Source organism: Sphingopyxis sp. (assembly GCF_036261875.1).
Taxonomy (GTDB): Bacteria; Pseudomonadota; Alphaproteobacteria; order Sphingomonadales; family Sphingomonadaceae; genus Sphingopyxis.
The window spans coordinates 1-14,531 of the sequence record NZ_DATAJZ010000001.1; the positions used below are offsets into that span (position 1 = coordinate 1).

The window sequence follows — 14,531 nt, forward strand, 5'->3', positions numbered from 1 at the left end:
TCGAAGCCGAAGCGGCGGATCGGCTGCAAGGTGACCTCGGCCGCGGCCTCGCTGTCGTAGCAGAGTTCGAGGAAGCCCCCCTTGGTTTCCCGGAGCGCGCGATATTCGGGGAGATAACGCCCGGCCTGGCGCATCAGCCACAGCGCGGGCCGCTCCTGCCGCACCCCGCGCAGCGTTGCCAGCAAGCTCTTCGACGACGCCTTCACGCGGTCTCTCTTTCTCTCTTCATATATATTTAAAGATGATTGTGGTGGTTTGTTGGTCGGCGGATTGCGGGGCTTTAGGCGCGGGCGCCGCTTTTGCCAACATATTGACTCTGTGCGTCACGGGTAACGTCACGGAGTCGCCAGCGGCTTTCCTCCTAATTCACAGCCTGTGGATAAATATCATCGCTTGTGGACAAGGGGTGGAGCGGAATCGGCAGCGTCGGGGATGAATCCCGTGTGCCGATCTTGTCCCGGCGGTTATGCCGAGGCTTATCCACAAGGCCGTTCGGGGAGCGATGCGAGCAAAGCCCGGCTTGCCTTTTCCTTCGCCGCTGCGAAATATGGGCCATGGACCGGCTCCACCTGCACCTCATATCCGATTCCACCGGCGAAACGCTCGAAAATATCGCCAAGGCGGCGATCGCGCAGTTCGACGATGTCGAGGTCGTGCGCCATTTCTGGCCGATGGTGCGATCCGAATCGCATCTCGACCGGATCATCGCCGAAGTGCAGGCCAGCCCCGGCATGATCCTGTTCACCCTGGTCAACGGCGAGCTGCGCGCCAGCCTCGAGCGGCGCGCGCAGGCGCAGGGCCTGCCGCTCGTCCCCGCGCTCGACGCGGTCACCGATGCGCTGTCGCGGATGCTGGGACAGGAAGCGAAGGCGCGCCCCGGCCGCCAGCATGTCCTCGATGCCGCCTATTTCGCGCGGGTCGAGGCGATTCAATTCACCGTCGCGCACGACGACGGCATCGGCTGGGAGAATTGGGAGCAGGCCGACATCGTGCTCGCGGGCGTATCGCGCACCTCGAAGACCCCGACGAGCATCTATCTCGCCAATCGCGGCTACAAGACCGCGAACATCCCGATCGTTCCCGAATCGCCGCCGCCCGACGCGCTCTACAATCTGAAACGCCCGCTCGTCGTCGGGCTGACGACCGGGCTCGACCGGCTGGTGCAGGTGCGGCGCAACCGCCTCCTCTCGCTCAATCAGGCGCCCGAAACCGCCTATGTCGACGACGAAAGGGTCAAGGCCGAGATCGCCTATGCCCGGCGCATGTTCGCCGACAACGGCTGGCCGGTGATCGACGTGACGCGCCGCTCGATCGAGGAGACCGCCGCCGCGGTGATCAAGCTGGTCGAGGATCGCGGCACGGCATGACCCAGCTTCTTCTCGCCTCGCAGAGCAGCGGCCGCGCCGCAATGCTCCGCGCCGCCGGGCTCAGCTTCGAGACGAGCGCGGCGCATGTCGACGAGGAGGCGCTGACCGCTTCGCTGCTTGCGGCCGGGCAGACCGCGCGCAACATCGCCGACGCGCTCGCCGAAGCGAAGGCGGTCAAGATTTCGTCGCGGCTTCCCGGCGTCACCGTGATCGGCGCCGACACCACGCTGGCGCTCGACGATGGGTCGATGCTGACGAAACCTGCGGACCCCGCAGAGGCCGCCGATCATCTTCGCCGCATGGCCGGAACGCGCCACCGCCTGTTCAGCGGCGTGGTCGCCGCGCGCGACGGCGTGCCCGTCTGGCGCGCAGTGGGCGAGGCAAGGCTGTGGATGCGCCCCTTGCCGGACGCCTTCATCGCCGACTATGTCGCGCGCCACTGGGACAGCATCCGCTGGACCGTCGGCTGCTACGAGATAGAGGGGGCGGGCGTGCAACTATTCGACCGGGTCGAAGGCGATCCCTGGACGATCATCGGTATGCCGATGCTCCCGCTGCTCGCCTGGCTGCGCGCGACCGGGCTGGCCCCGGCATGAGCGCGCCCTATGCGGAGGTGATCGGCGACCCGATCGCCCAGTCGAAGTCGCCGCTGATCGATGGTTTCTGGCTGAAGGCACTCGGGATCGAGGGCGATTACCGCCGCCGGCATGTGACCCCCGGGGATCTGGCCGCCTATATCGGCGAGCGCCGCGTCGACGCCGGCTGGCGCGGCTGCAACGTGACCATCCCGCACAAGGTCGCGGTGATGGATCTCGTCGACGATCCCGGCAATATCCGCGGCACCATCGGCGCGATGAACACGATCGTGCGCCAGCCCGACGGCGCGCTGATCGGCACCAATACCGACGCCGCGGGCTTTTATGCGCCGCTCGCCGAGCTCGACCTTCAAGGCGCGCCGGTCGTGGTCGTCGGGGCGGGCGGTGCCGCCCGGGCGGTGCTGTTCGCGCTCGCCCGCGCGGGCGTGGGGTCCGTGACGATCCTGAACCGCTCGCCGCTGAAAGCGATGGGGCTGCTCGCGACCTTCGGGCTGAAGGGCGATGTCGCCCCGCTCGATGCATCGCTCCCGCCGGCCGCGTTGCTCGTCAATGCGAGCAGCCTCGGCATGACCGGCCAGCCGCCGCTCGACCTCGACCTGGCGCCGCTTCCCGAAGACGCCGTCGTCTACGACCTCGTTTACGCGCCGCTCCAGACCGGCCTGTTGAAGGCAGCCGCGGCGCGCGGGCTCGACACCGTCGATGGGCTCGACATGCTGATCGGTCAGGCCGCGCTCGCCTTCGAACTGTTCTTCGGTGCGCCGCCCCCCGAGGGCCGTGACGAGGAATTGCGCGCGCTGCTGACCGCATGACGCATCACCCGCGCCCCGCCTCGCGGCTCCGCCGTCCGTTCATCCTCGGCCTGACCGGCTCGATCGGTATGGGCAAGTCGACCGCGGCGACGATGTTCGAGCGCGAAGGCATCCCCGTCTTCGACGCCGATGCCGAAGTGCATCGGCTGCAAGGACCCGGCGGCGCCTTGGTCGCCGCGATCGAGGCGCGCTTTCCCGGCACCACCGGGCCGGCGGGAGTCGACCGGCAGAAACTCGGCGCGCGGGTGCTCGGCAACACCCACGAACTCGCCGCGCTCGAGGCGATCATTCATCCGGCGGTCGGCAAGGCGCAGAAACGCTTTCTCGCGCGCCACCGCGCCCGCGACCTGATCGTTCTCGACATTCCGCTGCTCTTCGAAAAGGGCGGCTGGCGCCGCGTCGGCGCGATCGCCGTCGTTTCCGCGCCGGCGTGGATGCAGCGAAAGCGCGTGATGCGCCGCCCCGGAATGACCGCCGCCAAGCTGAAGGCGATCCGGCGCCTTCAGGTGCCCGACCGCGTCAAGCGCGCCCGCGCCGATTTCGTGATCGAAACGGGCCGCCCCAAAAGCGAGACGCACCGTCAAATCCGCGCCATCGCCTCTTGTTTCCGCGCCCGATAGGGGCAATATTGATTCGAAGATGCGTGAGATAATCTTCGATACGGAAACTACGGGACTCGACCCCAGAGCGGGGCACAGGCTGGTCGAAATCGGCTGCATCGAACTGATCGACCGCCGCGAATCGGGCCGGACCTTTCACGCCTATTTTCATCCCGAACGCGACATGCCGGCCGAGGCCGAGGCGGTGCATGGCCTGTCGATCCAGTTCCTGTCCGACAAGCCGCTGTTTGCGACCCGCGTCGACGAACTGATCGACTTTCTCGGCGACGCGCCGATGGTCGCGCACAACGCCGCCTTCGACTTCGGCTTCATCAACGCCGAGCTTGCGCGCGCCGGACGTCCCGCGCTCGACATGGCGCGCATGTGCTGCACCGTGCAGATGGCGCGCAAGCTCCATCCGGGCGCCAAGCACAGCCTCGATGCGCTCTGCACGCGCTACGGCATCGACCGCAGCCACCGCGTCAAGCATGGCGCGCTGCTCGATGCCGAACTGCTCGCGCATCTCTATATCGAAATGACCGGCGGGCGGCAGATCGGCCTTGGCCTGGCGGCGGAAACCGCGCCGGCCGGGCAGGCCGCCGCCGATCCCGTTCGCGCCGCCGCGCCACCGCGCGCCTTTCGCGAACCGCGCGCCCATGCCGCCAGCGCGGCCGAACTGGCGCGCCATGCCGAATTCGTCGCCAAGCTCACTGGACCGCTCTGGCACGATAGTCCGTGACGGCGGCCCCGGCCGCCGCCGCGATTCTGGAAGGAGAAGAAAAATGGAAATCCGCGTCTCTGGACACCAGATCGAAACCGGCGAAGCGCTGCAGGCGCGTGTGTCAGACCGGATGAACGCGATTGCCGACAAATATTTCTCCCGCGCGCTCGGCGCGCACGCGACCTTCGGCAAGGGGCCGCACGACAGTTTCCAGTGCGATATCGTCGCGCATGTGATGCAGGGGCTCGTGCTCAAGGGGCATGGCCAGGCACAGGATGCGCACGTCGCTTTCGAAGCCGCCGCCGAGCGTATCGAAAAACAGCTTCGACGCTATATGCGACGATTGAAGGACCGCGGGAACCTCAACGGCCAATCCGCCGCGTCGATCGACGATTTCGTGGAAAATGCGAGCTATGTCGTGTTCGATGGCGGCGCCGACGAGGATGAGGCCGGCGACGCCCCGGCGATCATCGCCGAAACGCGCGTCGATATCCCGACCAGCAGCGTGTCCGATGCGGTGATGATGCTCGACCTTCGCAACACCAACGCGCTGTTGTTCGTCAACAGCAAGACCGGGTCGCACAATATGGTCTATCGCCGCGACGACGGCACGATCGGCTGGGTCGAGCCGCGCCAGGGATAGAAGCTCCGGACAATAGGACTGGATTTTCTCCGCCATCCGGCCTAAGGGCCGCGCCCATTGATACCCGGATGGCGGGGCCTGCCACACGACCGATCCCACGATCGTTTGCCAACAGGATGAACCGGGCGGCGCCCGGCGGATATGATTTGACCAAAGCGATGAACCTATCTTCCCTTCTCTACCCCGCGACCGTGCGCGCGCATGTCCAGCTCGATTCGAAAAAGGCGCTGTTTCCGCTCGTCGGTGATCTTGCCGCGCGCTCGCTCGGCCTCGACGCCGGCGAAGTCAGCGAAGCCCTGCTCGAGCGTGAGCGCCTCGGCTCGACCGGCTTCGGCCGCGGCATCGCGCTTCCGCACGCGAAGATGGCGGACCTCACCGGGGTGCGCGGCCTGTTCCTGCAACTGGCCCGCCCGATCGATTTCCAGGCGGTCGACGGCCTGCCGGTCGACCTGCTGTTCGTGCTGCTGTCGCCGCTCGACGCGGGTGCCGATCATCTGAAGGCGCTCGCCGGCGTGTCGCGGATGCTCCGTAACGACAGCATCGCCGAACGGCTGCGCGGCGCGAAAAGCGACGAGGCGCTCTATGCGATGCTCGTCGACGCCGAAACGCGCGACGCGGCCTAGGCGCGCGACCGTTTCCGTGGCTCGGCTCAAGAGTCGCTTTCTCGTCGACCTCCTCCTCCGCCGCACCGAAGCGGCCGGCGGCTTCGCGGCGATCCTCGCGCGGGGGGACGAAACCTCCGGGATCATCCTCGTCCAATGCAGCGATCGCGGCGAGCCGGGACCGCTGCTGGAACGCCGCTTTTCGCTGGACGGACGCTATATCTGGCAGGCCGTGGGGCCCGATGACCCAAAAGATGGTGAAGCCCGCGCAAACTATCGGGAACGGCGGCGAAAGGCCGATCCCGACCTGTGGATCGTCGAACTGGATATCGCAGATGCGCCACAACTCGTCGCGGAGTGGGCTGCGTTAACTTGACTCTGTTGCGCCGCACAATAACTGGCGCCCATTCCATAACGCGTAGGTCGTTCCGTGGGTTGCCTTGCCTTGGCAAGCGCCCCGAAAAACGGTTCGGACACGCAGTCGGATGATGGCCGCAGGCGGCATAGAGCCAGATACAGCTCACCCGCCTGTCTTGAGGTTTCGGTCCATCAGCCGCCCTTTTGACGGATTATATGAGTCGCATTTTGAACGCCGCCAGCGTGGCCGCCGTCGGCATGACGGCCACCGCGATGCTGCTGCTGGCCGAACCGGGCTTCGCGAGCGATCTCGCGACCAGCGCGAATCTTCCCGCCATCACCCTGCCGGGCGCCGATGCGCCGCAGAGCGGCCCGGCGGATGCCACGACGACAAGCGAACAGCCGGTCGTGACCCTTCCCCAAAGCCCCCTTCCCGAAAACAGGGACGAGCCCGCGGCCGAACCGAAGCCGGTGCTGGATATCGATTCGCTGGCCGAACTCGTCGCCGCGACCGACCGTCCGGCCGAGATCGATCCTGAGCTGCGGTGCCTCGCCGGCGCCGTCTATTTCGAATCGCGCGGCGAATCGCTCGCGGGCCAGCTCGCGGTCGCGCATGTCGTGATCAACCGCGCCAAGTCGGGCCGCTTTCCCAAGAGCTTGTGCGGCGTCGTCCACCAGCCGAGCCAGTTCAGCTTCGTGCGCCACGGCAAGATGCCCGCGATCCGCAACGCTGCTCAGTGGAACAACGCCGTCGCCATCGCGCAGATCGCCCGCGACGGAAGCTGGAAGACGCAGGCGCCGGGCGCGCTCTTCTTTCACGCACGCTATGTCTCGCCGGGCTGGCGCAAGACGCGCGTCGCGTCGATCGACAATCATATCTTCTATCGGTGAAGGGAGCGGGCGGAACGCTATCGCCGCCCTCCGTCATCCCGCGAAGGCCGGGATCCCGCCCTCGCATACTGACGCACGGAAGAGATCCCGGCCTTCGCCGGGATGACGGCTGGTTCAATGGGTGGAGCCGCGCATCCCGTTCATTGCCAGGCCAGATTTTGTGGCGCATGATGCGCGCATGACGCGTCATCTCCCTGCCACGCTGCTGATCGCAGCGTCGCTCGCGCTCGGCGGCTGTGCGACAGCCGTGCCGCCGGTCGAAGTCACCCGTTTTCACGGCAATGCCCCAGCGGGCTGGGCGCCGGGCACGCGCTATGCCGTCGACGACGCGCCACTCGGCGATCCGGCGGCGATGGTGGGCGCCAACGCGGCGTCGCTCGAATGGTCGAGCTATCGCACCGCGGTCGAACAGCAACTGCAGCGCCAGGGCCTCGTCGCCGCGGCCACCGGCGAGCGCGCGCCGCTCAAGGTCCGCATCGGCTTCGATCGCAACGAACAGGCTCCCGCGGCACGGCGCTCGCCGGTTTCGGTCGGGGTCGGCGGTTCGACCGGTAGCTATGGCTCGGGGGTCGGGCTCGGCGTCGGGATCAACCTCGGCGGCGGGCCGAAGCGGATGGCCGACCTTCAATTGTCGGTGCGCATCGACGATGCCGCATCGGGTCAGGCCCTGTGGGAAGGCCGCGCGCTGACCGCGGTTCCAGTGAAGGCGCCCGCCTCGCAGCCGTCGCTCGCCGCGGCGAAATTGGCCGAAGCCTTATTCAGGGACTTTCCCGGCGAATCGGGACGCACTATCAGCGTCCCATGACTATCAGCATCAACGCCGCGTTCGACAGCGGCAATATCGTCGTGGACAGCGTCGAAGGCACTTCGGCGCGTCTTTCCATCCGCAAGGATCGCGAATCCGATTTCTTTCAATGGTTTCACTTTCGCGTCGCCTGCAGCGCCGGCGATGCGCTGGAACTGGCGATCGCCGGTCTGGCGAACTCGGCCTATCCCGACGGCTGGCCCGGCTATGCCGCCGCCGCGAGCTATGACCGCGAGCATTGGTTCCGCCTCGACACCAGCTATGAGGCCGGCACGCTGACGGTCCGCCATACCGCCGAAGGACCGCTGCTCTGGATCGCCTATTTCGCGCCCTATTCGATGGAACGCCACCATGATCTGGTCGCCTCGGTCGCCGAATGCGAAGGCGTCACCTATCGCTGCCTCGGCACCAGCCTCGAGGGGCAGCCGATCGACTGCCTCGAAATGGGCAGCGGCGACACGCAGGTCTGGCTCTATGCGCGCCAGCATCCGGGCGAATCGATGGCCGAATGGTGGATGGAAGGCGCGCTCGAAAAGCTCACCGATCCCGCCGACCCCTACGCGCGGTCGCTGCTGGGCAAATGCCGTTTCCATATCGTCCCGAACATGAATCCCGACGGGTCGCGGCGCGGCCATCTGCGCACCAACTATGCCGGGGTGAACCTCAACCGCGAATGGGACAATCCCACCATCGAACGCAGCCCCGAAGTGCTGTGCGTGCGGAACGCGATGGACGAAAGCGGCGTCGATTGGGCGATGGACGTCCATGGCGACGAGGCGATCCCCGCGGTCTTCCTCGCGGGGTTCGAGGGCATTCCGTCACTGACGGATGCGCAGACCGCAAAATATCGGGCGTTTCAGACCGCGCTTGCCGCGAATACCCCCGATTTTCAGGTCGAGCTCGGCTATGAATTTTCGGCGCCGGGCCAGGCGAATCTCAGCATGTCGACGACGCAGCTTGCCGAGCGTTTCGGTGCGGTGTCGATGACGCTCGAAATGCCGTTCAAGGACAATCGCGACCTGCCGGATCCGGTGCAGGGCTGGTCGCCCGAACGCTCGAAGCTGCTCGCGCACGCCTGTCTCCAGACGCTCGACCAGATGCTGTGAGCGATAGCTGGCGGATCGTCGAGGATGATCTGTCGGGCGCGCCGATCCGCACGCTGCTGGAACGGCATTTCGCTGGGATGCTAGCCAATTCGCCGGTCGGAAGCTGTCACTTCCTCGATTTCGACGGCCTGCGCGCAGGCGGCGTGACTTTCTGGTCGATCCACAAGGAGGGGGTGCTGGCAGGCTGCGGCGCGCTCAAGATGCTGGATGGCGCGCACGGCGAAATCAAGTCGATGCGCACCGCCGACGCTTTCCTTCGTCAGGGCGTCGCCGCGCGGATGCTCGGCCATATCATCACCGAAGCGCGGAGGCACGGCGCCGAGCGGCTCAGCCTCGAAACCGGATCGGGCACGGCCTTCGAACCCGCGCTGGCGCTCTATCGGCGTCACGGTTTCGAGGATTGTGAGCCCTTCGCCGATTATCGGCCGGACCCTTTCAGCCGCTTCATGACCCGGCGGCTCTGATCGTAAGCAGCGGATACCCATCCGGCCCTCGCGTCTTTGCGCGAGCGCCAAAAGAAAACGGGGTCCGGGAGAGGGAAGCCGGACCCCGCTCTGATGCCCCGAAGGGCAAGGCTCAAAAGGCTCAGGCGGCCTTCTTGTCCTCGATCACCGACGGCGTGACGCCGCCGATCGCGATCTTGTGCGGCTTCATCGCCTCGGGCACTTCGCGCACCAGGTCGATGATGAGCAGGCCGTCGGCGAGATCGGCCTTGTCGACCCGCACGAAGTCGGCGAGCTGGAAGCGGCGCTCGAACGCGCGCGTCGCGATGCCGCTGTAGAGAAGCTGGCGGCCCTCGCCTTCCTTCGCCGGCGCCTTGCGGCCGCTGACGGTCAGCATGTTCTGCTGCGCGGTGATGTCGATCTCGTCATTCTTGAAGCCCGCGACCGCGACCGTGATGCGGAAATGATCGTCGGCGATCTTCTCGATGTCGAAGGGCGGATAATTGTCCGCGGAACCGCTCGATTCGAGGAAATCGAACAGTCGGTCGAAGCCGACGGTCGAACGGCGATAGGGGGTCCAGTCGAAGCTGTTACGCATGGGTCATTCCTTCCTGTCAAAGCGAAGCAAAGGGACCGCGGCCCGAATCATGCGACGTGCCGCGATCGCCGTCCGGCCCCGTATCGGCGGCCGGATGTCCTCCATCTGGTAACGGATGAAACCATTTCAAGGGGGCGATTGGCGTTCGGCAAAAACCCGCGCTAAGGGGGCGGCGAATCCCCCTCCAGCCGAAGGACAGACCATGCCGCAGCTCATCCTCATCCGCCACGGCCAGTCGCAGTGGAATCTCGAAAACCGCTTTACCGGCTGGTGGGATGTCGACGTCACCGAAAAGGGCGCGGCCGAGGCGTGGGCCGCGGGCGAGCTGATGAAGGACAAGGGCATCGCCCCCGACGTCGGCTTCACCTCGGTCCAGACGCGCGCGATCAAGACGCTGAATCTGGCGCTCGAGGCGATGGGCCGCCTGTGGCTGCCGGTGACCAAGGACTGGCGCCTCAACGAACGGCATTACGGCGGCCTCACCGGTCTCGACAAGGCCGAGACCGCGGCGAAGCATGGCGACGAACAGGTCAAGATCTGGCGGCGGAGCTTCGACACCCCGCCCCCGCCGCTTGCCGCCGATTCGCCCTGGGACCTGTCGAAAGACCCGCGCTACGCGGGCATTGCGATCCCGTCGACCGAAAGTCTCAAGGACACGATCGCCCGCGTTCTGCCTTATTATGAAAGCGCGATTGCGCCCGAGCTCAAGGCCGGCAAGACGGTGCTGATCTCGGCGCACGGCAACAGCCTGCGCGCGCTGGTCAAGCATCTGTCGGGCATTTCGGACGCCGACATCACCGGGCTGGAGATTCCGACGGGGCAGCCGATCGTCTATGATCTCGACAACGATCTGACGGCGCGCGAGCGTTATTATCTGAGCGAGCGTTGAAAACCGTCGCCCCCGCGAAGGCGGGGGCCGCTATCGATGTAGCGCAACGCTGCCCGCGGCCCCCGCGAAGGCAGGGGCGACGACAGGATCAATCGCGCAGCAGTTCGTTGATGCCGGTCTTCGCACGCGTCTGCGCGTCGACGCGCTTGACGATCACCGCGCAGTAGAGCGACGGACCCGGCGTTCCGTCGGGGAGCGGCTTGCCCGGGAGCGATCCGGGGACGACGACGGCATAGGGCGGCACTTCGCCGATGAAGACCTCGCCGGTCGCGCGGTCGACGATCTTGGTCGAGGCGCCGAGATAGACGCCCATCGACAGCACCGCGCCCTCGCGCACGATCACGCCCTCGGCGACTTCGGCGCGCGCGCCGATGAAGGCGCCGTCCTCGATCACCACCGGACCCGCCTGCAAAGGCTCGAGCACGCCGCCGATTCCGGCGCCGCCCGACAGATGGACGCCCGCGCCGATCTGCGCGCAGCTTCCCACGGTGGCCCAGGCATCGACCATCGACCCTTCGCCGACATAAGCGCCGATGTTGACGAAGCTCGGCATCAGCACCGCGCCCTTGCTGATATAGGCGCCGCGGCGGACGATCGATCCGGGCACCGCACGGAAGCCGGCGTCGCGGAAACGGTTTTCGCCCCAGCCGGCGAATTTCGACGGCACCTTGTCCCACCAGGTCGCACCGCCGGGCCCGCCCTCGATGATCTTCATGTCATTGAGGCGGAATGACAGCAGCACCGCTTTCTTGAGCCACTGATTGACCTGCCACGTCCCGCCGGCGTCGCGCTCCGCGACGCGGAAGCTGCCGTCGTCGAGCCCGGCGATCGCGGCCTCGACGGCTTCGCGCACCGCGCCGGTCGTCGTCAGCCCCAGCGTGTCGCGCGCGTCCCAGGCGGCTTCGATCGTCGTTTGCAGGTCGGTCATGAAAATCCCCAAGGTAAAGGCAGGTCGTCGAGCCAGTCGGCGATGTCGGTCGCGTGGAAATCGACATGGTCCGGCAGGTGGTCGCGATGGCCGCTTTCGCTGCCATTGTCCAGCCAGACGGTCGTCATGCCGAGCGCTTTGGCAGGTGTCAGGTTGCGCGCCATATCCTCGACGAACAGGCTCTTCGCCGGATCGACGCCGAGGTGCGCGATCATCGTCGAATAGGCTTCGGGATCGGGCTTGGGCGTGTAGCGCGTGACGCGGATGTCGCAGATGCCGTCGAACAGATCGGCGATCCCGCGCGCTTCGAGCACGCGCGCGGCATAGTCGGCGTCGGCATTGGTGAAGACCAGCCTTCGCCCCGGGAGCCGTTCGAGGCCGGCGCGCAACCGCGTGTCGATCGTCAGCCGGTCGAGCGCGATATCGTGGACGTCGACCAGAAAAGCCTCGGGATCGACGCCATGGTGCCGCATCAACCCCGCCATCGTCGTGCCATGGTCGTGGAAATATTGCTTCTGCACCCGCCGCGCCTCGACCGCATCGACGCTTAGCAGGCGCATGATGAACGCGCCCATGCGCGCGTCGATCAGATCGAACAGCTTCGCCGACGGCGGATAAAGCGTGTTGTCGAGATCGAAGATCCAATTGTCGATATGGTCGATCGGCACAGTCATGGTGATCGGCCGCATAAGGGCCGGGCGACGCGGCGGCAAGGCGGATGCTTTACTTTGCGGCAATGGCTTTGGGCCTAAACCGGAAAATGCTATGATCGTGAGGGGATAGGGGAGACGGGCGATGATGGAGAGCGTGCAGCGCCGTTCGATCCGGGAGATTGCCCGGCGACCCCTGCCGCTGCTTCTGAGCGTCGCCTGCCTGTCGCTCGCCGCTTGCGGCGGAGGCGGAACGCGGCCGTCGCCGACGCCCGCGCCGCCTCCGGCCCCCACTCCCGCTCCGACTCCTACCCCTGCTCCGACCCCCACGCCGCCTCCGACCGGCAATTTCAACACCGCCGAGACGCGGCGCTCGGACGGGGTGAATTTCCACGGTGCGATCACCGCCTATCAGGCGGGCGCGACCGGGCAGGGGATATTGGCGGGGGTGATCGACGACGGGATCGACGAAGACAGCCCCGAATTCGCCGGGCGCATTTCGCCCGCCTCGGCCGACGTCGCCGGATCGCGCGGCATCGATGCCGAGGGGACGCACGGGACCAACGTCGCGCAGGTGCTGCTCGGCGGCAAGAATGACGCGGGCACCTTCGGCATCGCCTTCAACGCCAATCTGCTCGTGCTGCGCGCCGACCGGCCGGGAAGCTGTGCGACCGAGGATCCCGATGACGACGAAAGCGGGTGCCGCTTCGGCGACAGTGCGATCGCGGCGGGGCTCGACCGCGCGATCAGCGCCGGCGCGCGCGTCGTCAACATCTCGCTGGGCGGCGAAGACCCGCCCGGCACGGGGCTGCGCGCCGCAGTGGCGCGCGCGACCGCGGCGGGGATCATCGTCGTCCTCTCGGCCGGAAACGAAGGCGATACGACCGCGAACGGCAATGATCCGAACAATCCCGAGCCTTTCGCGCAGGGCCTGCGCGATGCCGGCGGCGGGCTGGTGATCATCGCGGGTTCGGTCGACGACCGGGGCGTGATCTCCAGCTTCAGCAACCGCGCCGGCGGCTATGCCGGATCCTATCTCGCGGCGCTTGGCGAGGGGGTCTGCTGTGCCTATGAAAATGGCGTGCTCAAGACCGAAGGCAATTTCGTCTTCGTCCTTAATGGCACCAGCTTTGCCGCGCCGCAGATCGCGGGCGCCGTCGCGCTGATCGCGCAGGCTTTTCCCAATCTGACCAGCCAGCAGATCGTGCAATTGCTCTATCAGTCGGCGCGCGACGCGGGGGCGGCGGGCGAGGATGCGGTGTTCGGGCAGGGCATTCTCGACATCGCGCGGGCCTTTCAGCCGATGGGCGCGACGACGCTGGCGGGCACCGCGAGCGCGGTGCGGCTCGACACCGCGCTCGGCCTGCTTGGCGGTCCGATGGGCGATGCGGGCGGCACGGGCGCGGCGACCGCCGTCGGACTGGTCACCGACGGATATGGCCGCGCCTTCAACGTCGATTTCGGCCGGTCGCTCATGCCGCGGCGCCCCGATTTCAAATTGTCGGGCGCGATCGGCGGCCTTGTCCGCCAGCAAAGCGCCGCGTCGGACGCGCTGGCGCTCTCGGTCCTGACCGCGCCCGGCAGCGATGCCCTGGCGGGGCTGCCCTTTCGCGACGCGCGACAGGCGCGCACGATCGCGGCATCGATGATCGCGCGGCTGGACGATCGGACGCGGATCGGCTTTGCCGCGGGGCGCGGCCTCGGCGGCCTCGTTGCCGGCGAACGCGGCGAATCGAACCACGCGATGCTGATCGGCGTCGCGGCGCAGGAGGGCCTCGGCTTCGCGGCGAGCCCGGGCGCCGGTTTGCTGCTTCGCCGCGACCTCGACCATGGACAGAGGCTCAGCTTCACCGCCGAGAATGGCTGGGTGTCGGGATCGCGCTGGCAGGACGATCCGCTGCTCCGCTATCGTTCGGGCCGCGACAGCCGCTATCAGCGGCTGGGGGCGGCGTGGGACGGGCGCTTCGGCCGCGTCCGCGCGATGCTGGGGGGCAGTTGGGTTCGCGAATCGGACAGCCTTCTCGGCGCGCGTCTCGGCTCCGTTTTCGGAGCCGGCGGCGCGGCCAGCCTCGTCGGCGACGCTAGTCTCGGGCTCGATCTCGACGGCGGCTGGAGCTTGTCGGGGGCGTGGCGCCAGATGTGGACGCGGCCCGATCATGGCGGGCTGATCGCGGGCGGCACGCTCCGCTCGACCGCCTTTTCGTTCGACATCGCCAAGGCGGGGCTGTTCGGGACCGGCGATCGGGCCGCGCTGCGTTTCGCGCAGCCGCTGCGCGTTACCCATGGCGGCCTCGATCTGATGCTGTCCGTCGCCTATGATTATGACACCGGCGCCGCCACTTTCGGGCGACGCACCTATAATCTGGCGCCGAGCGGCCGCGAACTGGTGGTCGAGGCGAGCTACGCGCTGACGCTGTTCGGCGGCGATCTCATCGCCAACACATGGTGGCGCCGGGATCCGGGTCACATCGCGGCGCTGCCCGACGACAAGGGTGCGGCGCTCCGCTTTTCGATGGGGTTCTAAGAT

18 protein-coding genes are annotated in these 14,531 nt (G+C 67.1%); 14 read left to right on the plus strand and 4 right to left on the minus strand.

The window, feature by feature from the left end:
- On the minus strand, positions 1-206 hold a 206-nt coding region (locus tag VHO04_RS00005; protein WP_329626472.1), incomplete at its 3' end, for a uroporphyrinogen decarboxylase family protein.
- Positions 207-554: 348 nt separating this feature from the next.
- On the opposite strand from VHO04_RS00005, the gene VHO04_RS00010 reads away from it, so the two are divergent.
- From VHO04_RS00010 to VHO04_RS00065, 12 genes are all read left to right on the plus strand, one after another.
- Complete coding sequence (locus tag VHO04_RS00010) at positions 555-1,367, plus strand: pyruvate, water dikinase regulatory protein (protein ID WP_329626473.1); 813 nt, start codon at positions 555-557, stop codon at positions 1,365-1,367.
- The gene (locus VHO04_RS00015) at positions 1,364-1,963 is read left to right on the plus strand and encodes a Maf family protein (protein WP_329626474.1); all 600 of its coding nucleotides are present in this window, start codon (positions 1,364-1,366) and stop codon (positions 1,961-1,963) included. Before VHO04_RS00010 ends, VHO04_RS00015 begins: the two co-directional genes overlap by 4 nt.
- Positions 1,960-2,772 (plus strand): shikimate dehydrogenase, encoded by an 813-nt coding sequence (gene aroE, locus VHO04_RS00020; RefSeq protein ID WP_329626475.1) that lies wholly within the window; start codon positions 1,960-1,962, stop codon positions 2,770-2,772. The genes VHO04_RS00015 and aroE overlap by 4 nt, the downstream gene beginning before the upstream one ends.
- On the plus strand, positions 2,769-3,392 hold the full coding sequence (gene coaE, locus VHO04_RS00025) for a dephospho-CoA kinase (protein ID WP_257546221.1): 624 nt from the start codon (positions 2,769-2,771) through the stop codon (positions 3,390-3,392). Before aroE ends, coaE begins: the two co-directional genes overlap by 4 nt.
- 19 nt (positions 3,393-3,411) lie before the next feature.
- Positions 3,412-4,110, plus strand: coding sequence for a DNA polymerase III subunit epsilon (dnaQ, locus tag VHO04_RS00030; RefSeq protein ID WP_329626476.1), 699 nt, complete (start codon positions 3,412-3,414; stop codon positions 4,108-4,110).
- Between the two features lie 43 nt (positions 4,111-4,153).
- Positions 4,154-4,735 carry a ribosome hibernation-promoting factor, HPF/YfiA family gene (gene hpf, locus VHO04_RS00035; protein ID WP_329626477.1) on the plus strand — a complete coding sequence of 194 codons (582 nt, stop codon included), beginning with the start codon at positions 4,154-4,156 and terminating at the stop codon, positions 4,733-4,735.
- A 158-nt stretch (positions 4,736-4,893) separates the two neighbouring features.
- Positions 4,894-5,358 carry a PTS sugar transporter subunit IIA gene (locus VHO04_RS00040; RefSeq protein WP_257546215.1) on the plus strand — a complete coding sequence of 155 codons (465 nt, stop codon included), beginning with the start codon at positions 4,894-4,896 and terminating at the stop codon, positions 5,356-5,358.
- A 16-nt stretch (positions 5,359-5,374) separates the two neighbouring features.
- A complete protein-coding gene (locus tag VHO04_RS00045) occupies positions 5,375-5,713 on the plus strand; it encodes a DUF1491 family protein (protein ID WP_329626478.1) in 339 nt (112 codons plus the stop codon).
- 197 nt (positions 5,714-5,910) lie between these two features.
- Positions 5,911-6,585 carry a cell wall hydrolase gene (locus VHO04_RS00050; protein WP_329626479.1) on the plus strand — a complete coding sequence of 225 codons (675 nt, stop codon included), beginning with the start codon at positions 5,911-5,913 and terminating at the stop codon, positions 6,583-6,585.
- Between the two features lie 178 nt (positions 6,586-6,763).
- Positions 6,764-7,390, plus strand: a complete 627-nt coding sequence (locus tag VHO04_RS00055) for a DUF4136 domain-containing protein (RefSeq protein ID WP_329626480.1) — start codon at positions 6,764-6,766, stop codon at positions 7,388-7,390.
- Complete coding sequence (locus tag VHO04_RS00060) at positions 7,387-8,496, plus strand: M14 family metallopeptidase (protein WP_329626481.1); 1,110 nt, start codon at positions 7,387-7,389, stop codon at positions 8,494-8,496. The genes VHO04_RS00055 and VHO04_RS00060 overlap by 4 nt, the downstream gene beginning before the upstream one ends.
- Positions 8,493-8,960 carry a GNAT family N-acetyltransferase gene (locus VHO04_RS00065; protein WP_329626482.1) on the plus strand — a complete coding sequence of 156 codons (468 nt, stop codon included), beginning with the start codon at positions 8,493-8,495 and terminating at the stop codon, positions 8,958-8,960. The genes VHO04_RS00060 and VHO04_RS00065 overlap by 4 nt, the downstream gene beginning before the upstream one ends.
- Before the next feature lie 121 nt (positions 8,961-9,081).
- On the opposite strand, the gene VHO04_RS00070 is transcribed toward VHO04_RS00065, so the two are convergent.
- Complete coding sequence (locus VHO04_RS00070) at positions 9,082-9,537, minus strand: Hsp20 family protein (protein ID WP_257546203.1); 456 nt, start codon at positions 9,535-9,537, stop codon at positions 9,082-9,084.
- 202 nt (positions 9,538-9,739) lie between these two features.
- On the opposite strand from VHO04_RS00070, the gene gpmA reads away from it, so the two are divergent.
- The gene (gene gpmA / locus VHO04_RS00075; protein ID WP_329626483.1) at positions 9,740-10,426 is read left to right on the plus strand and encodes a 2,3-diphosphoglycerate-dependent phosphoglycerate mutase; all 687 of its coding nucleotides are present in this window, start codon (positions 9,740-9,742) and stop codon (positions 10,424-10,426) included.
- Positions 10,427-10,514: 88 nt separating this feature from the next.
- Here the strand turns inward: gpmA and dapD are convergent, their stop codons facing one another.
- A complete protein-coding gene (dapD, locus tag VHO04_RS00080; RefSeq protein WP_329626484.1) occupies positions 10,515-11,354 on the minus strand; it encodes a 2,3,4,5-tetrahydropyridine-2,6-dicarboxylate N-succinyltransferase in 840 nt (279 codons plus the stop codon).
- Positions 11,351-12,028, minus strand: a complete 678-nt coding sequence (locus tag VHO04_RS00085) for a pyrimidine 5'-nucleotidase (RefSeq protein WP_329626500.1) — start codon at positions 12,026-12,028, stop codon at positions 11,351-11,353. The genes dapD and VHO04_RS00085 overlap by 4 nt, the downstream gene beginning before the upstream one ends.
- 121 nt (positions 12,029-12,149) lie before the next feature.
- On the opposite strand from VHO04_RS00085, the gene VHO04_RS00090 reads away from it, so the two are divergent.
- On the plus strand, positions 12,150-14,528 hold the full coding sequence (locus tag VHO04_RS00090; RefSeq protein ID WP_329626485.1) for a S8 family peptidase: 2,379 nt from the start codon (positions 12,150-12,152) through the stop codon (positions 14,526-14,528).
- The last annotated feature ends 3 nt before the right edge of the window (positions 14,529-14,531 follow it).

Excerpts from the sequence above, each read along its gene's own strand:
- VHO04_RS00010 (WP_329626473.1), top strand. The coding sequence starts at position 555 with ATGGACCGGCTCCACCTGCACCTCATATCCGATTCCACCGGCGAAACG.
- VHO04_RS00015 (WP_329626474.1), top strand. The coding sequence starts at position 1,364 with ATGACCCAGCTTCTTCTCGCCTCGCAGAGCAGCGGCCGCGCCGCAATG.
- aroE (WP_329626475.1), top strand. The coding sequence starts at position 1,960 with ATGAGCGCGCCCTATGCGGAGGTGATCGGCGACCCGATCGCCCAGTCG.
- coaE (WP_257546221.1), top strand. The coding sequence starts at position 2,769 with ATGACGCATCACCCGCGCCCCGCCTCGCGGCTCCGCCGTCCGTTCATC.
- dnaQ (WP_329626476.1), top strand. The coding sequence starts at position 3,412 with ATGCGTGAGATAATCTTCGATACGGAAACTACGGGACTCGACCCCAGA.
- hpf (WP_329626477.1), top strand. The coding sequence starts at position 4,154 with ATGGAAATCCGCGTCTCTGGACACCAGATCGAAACCGGCGAAGCGCTG.
- VHO04_RS00040 (WP_257546215.1), top strand. The coding sequence starts at position 4,894 with ATGAACCTATCTTCCCTTCTCTACCCCGCGACCGTGCGCGCGCATGTC.
- VHO04_RS00050 (WP_329626479.1), top strand. The coding sequence starts at position 5,911 with ATGAGTCGCATTTTGAACGCCGCCAGCGTGGCCGCCGTCGGCATGACG.
- VHO04_RS00055 (WP_329626480.1), top strand. The coding sequence starts at position 6,764 with ATGACGCGTCATCTCCCTGCCACGCTGCTGATCGCAGCGTCGCTCGCG.
- VHO04_RS00060 (WP_329626481.1), top strand. The coding sequence starts at position 7,387 with ATGACTATCAGCATCAACGCCGCGTTCGACAGCGGCAATATCGTCGTG.
- VHO04_RS00070 (WP_257546203.1), bottom strand. The coding sequence starts at position 9,537 with ATGCGTAACAGCTTCGACTGGACCCCCTATCGCCGTTCGACCGTCGGC.
- gpmA (WP_329626483.1), top strand. The coding sequence starts at position 9,740 with ATGCCGCAGCTCATCCTCATCCGCCACGGCCAGTCGCAGTGGAATCTC.
- dapD (WP_329626484.1), bottom strand. The coding sequence starts at position 11,354 with ATGACCGACCTGCAAACGACGATCGAAGCCGCCTGGGACGCGCGCGAC.
- VHO04_RS00085 (WP_329626500.1), bottom strand. The coding sequence starts at position 12,028 with ATGACTGTGCCGATCGACCATATCGACAATTGGATCTTCGATCTCGAC.
- VHO04_RS00090 (WP_329626485.1), top strand. The coding sequence starts at position 12,150 with ATGATGGAGAGCGTGCAGCGCCGTTCGATCCGGGAGATTGCCCGGCGA.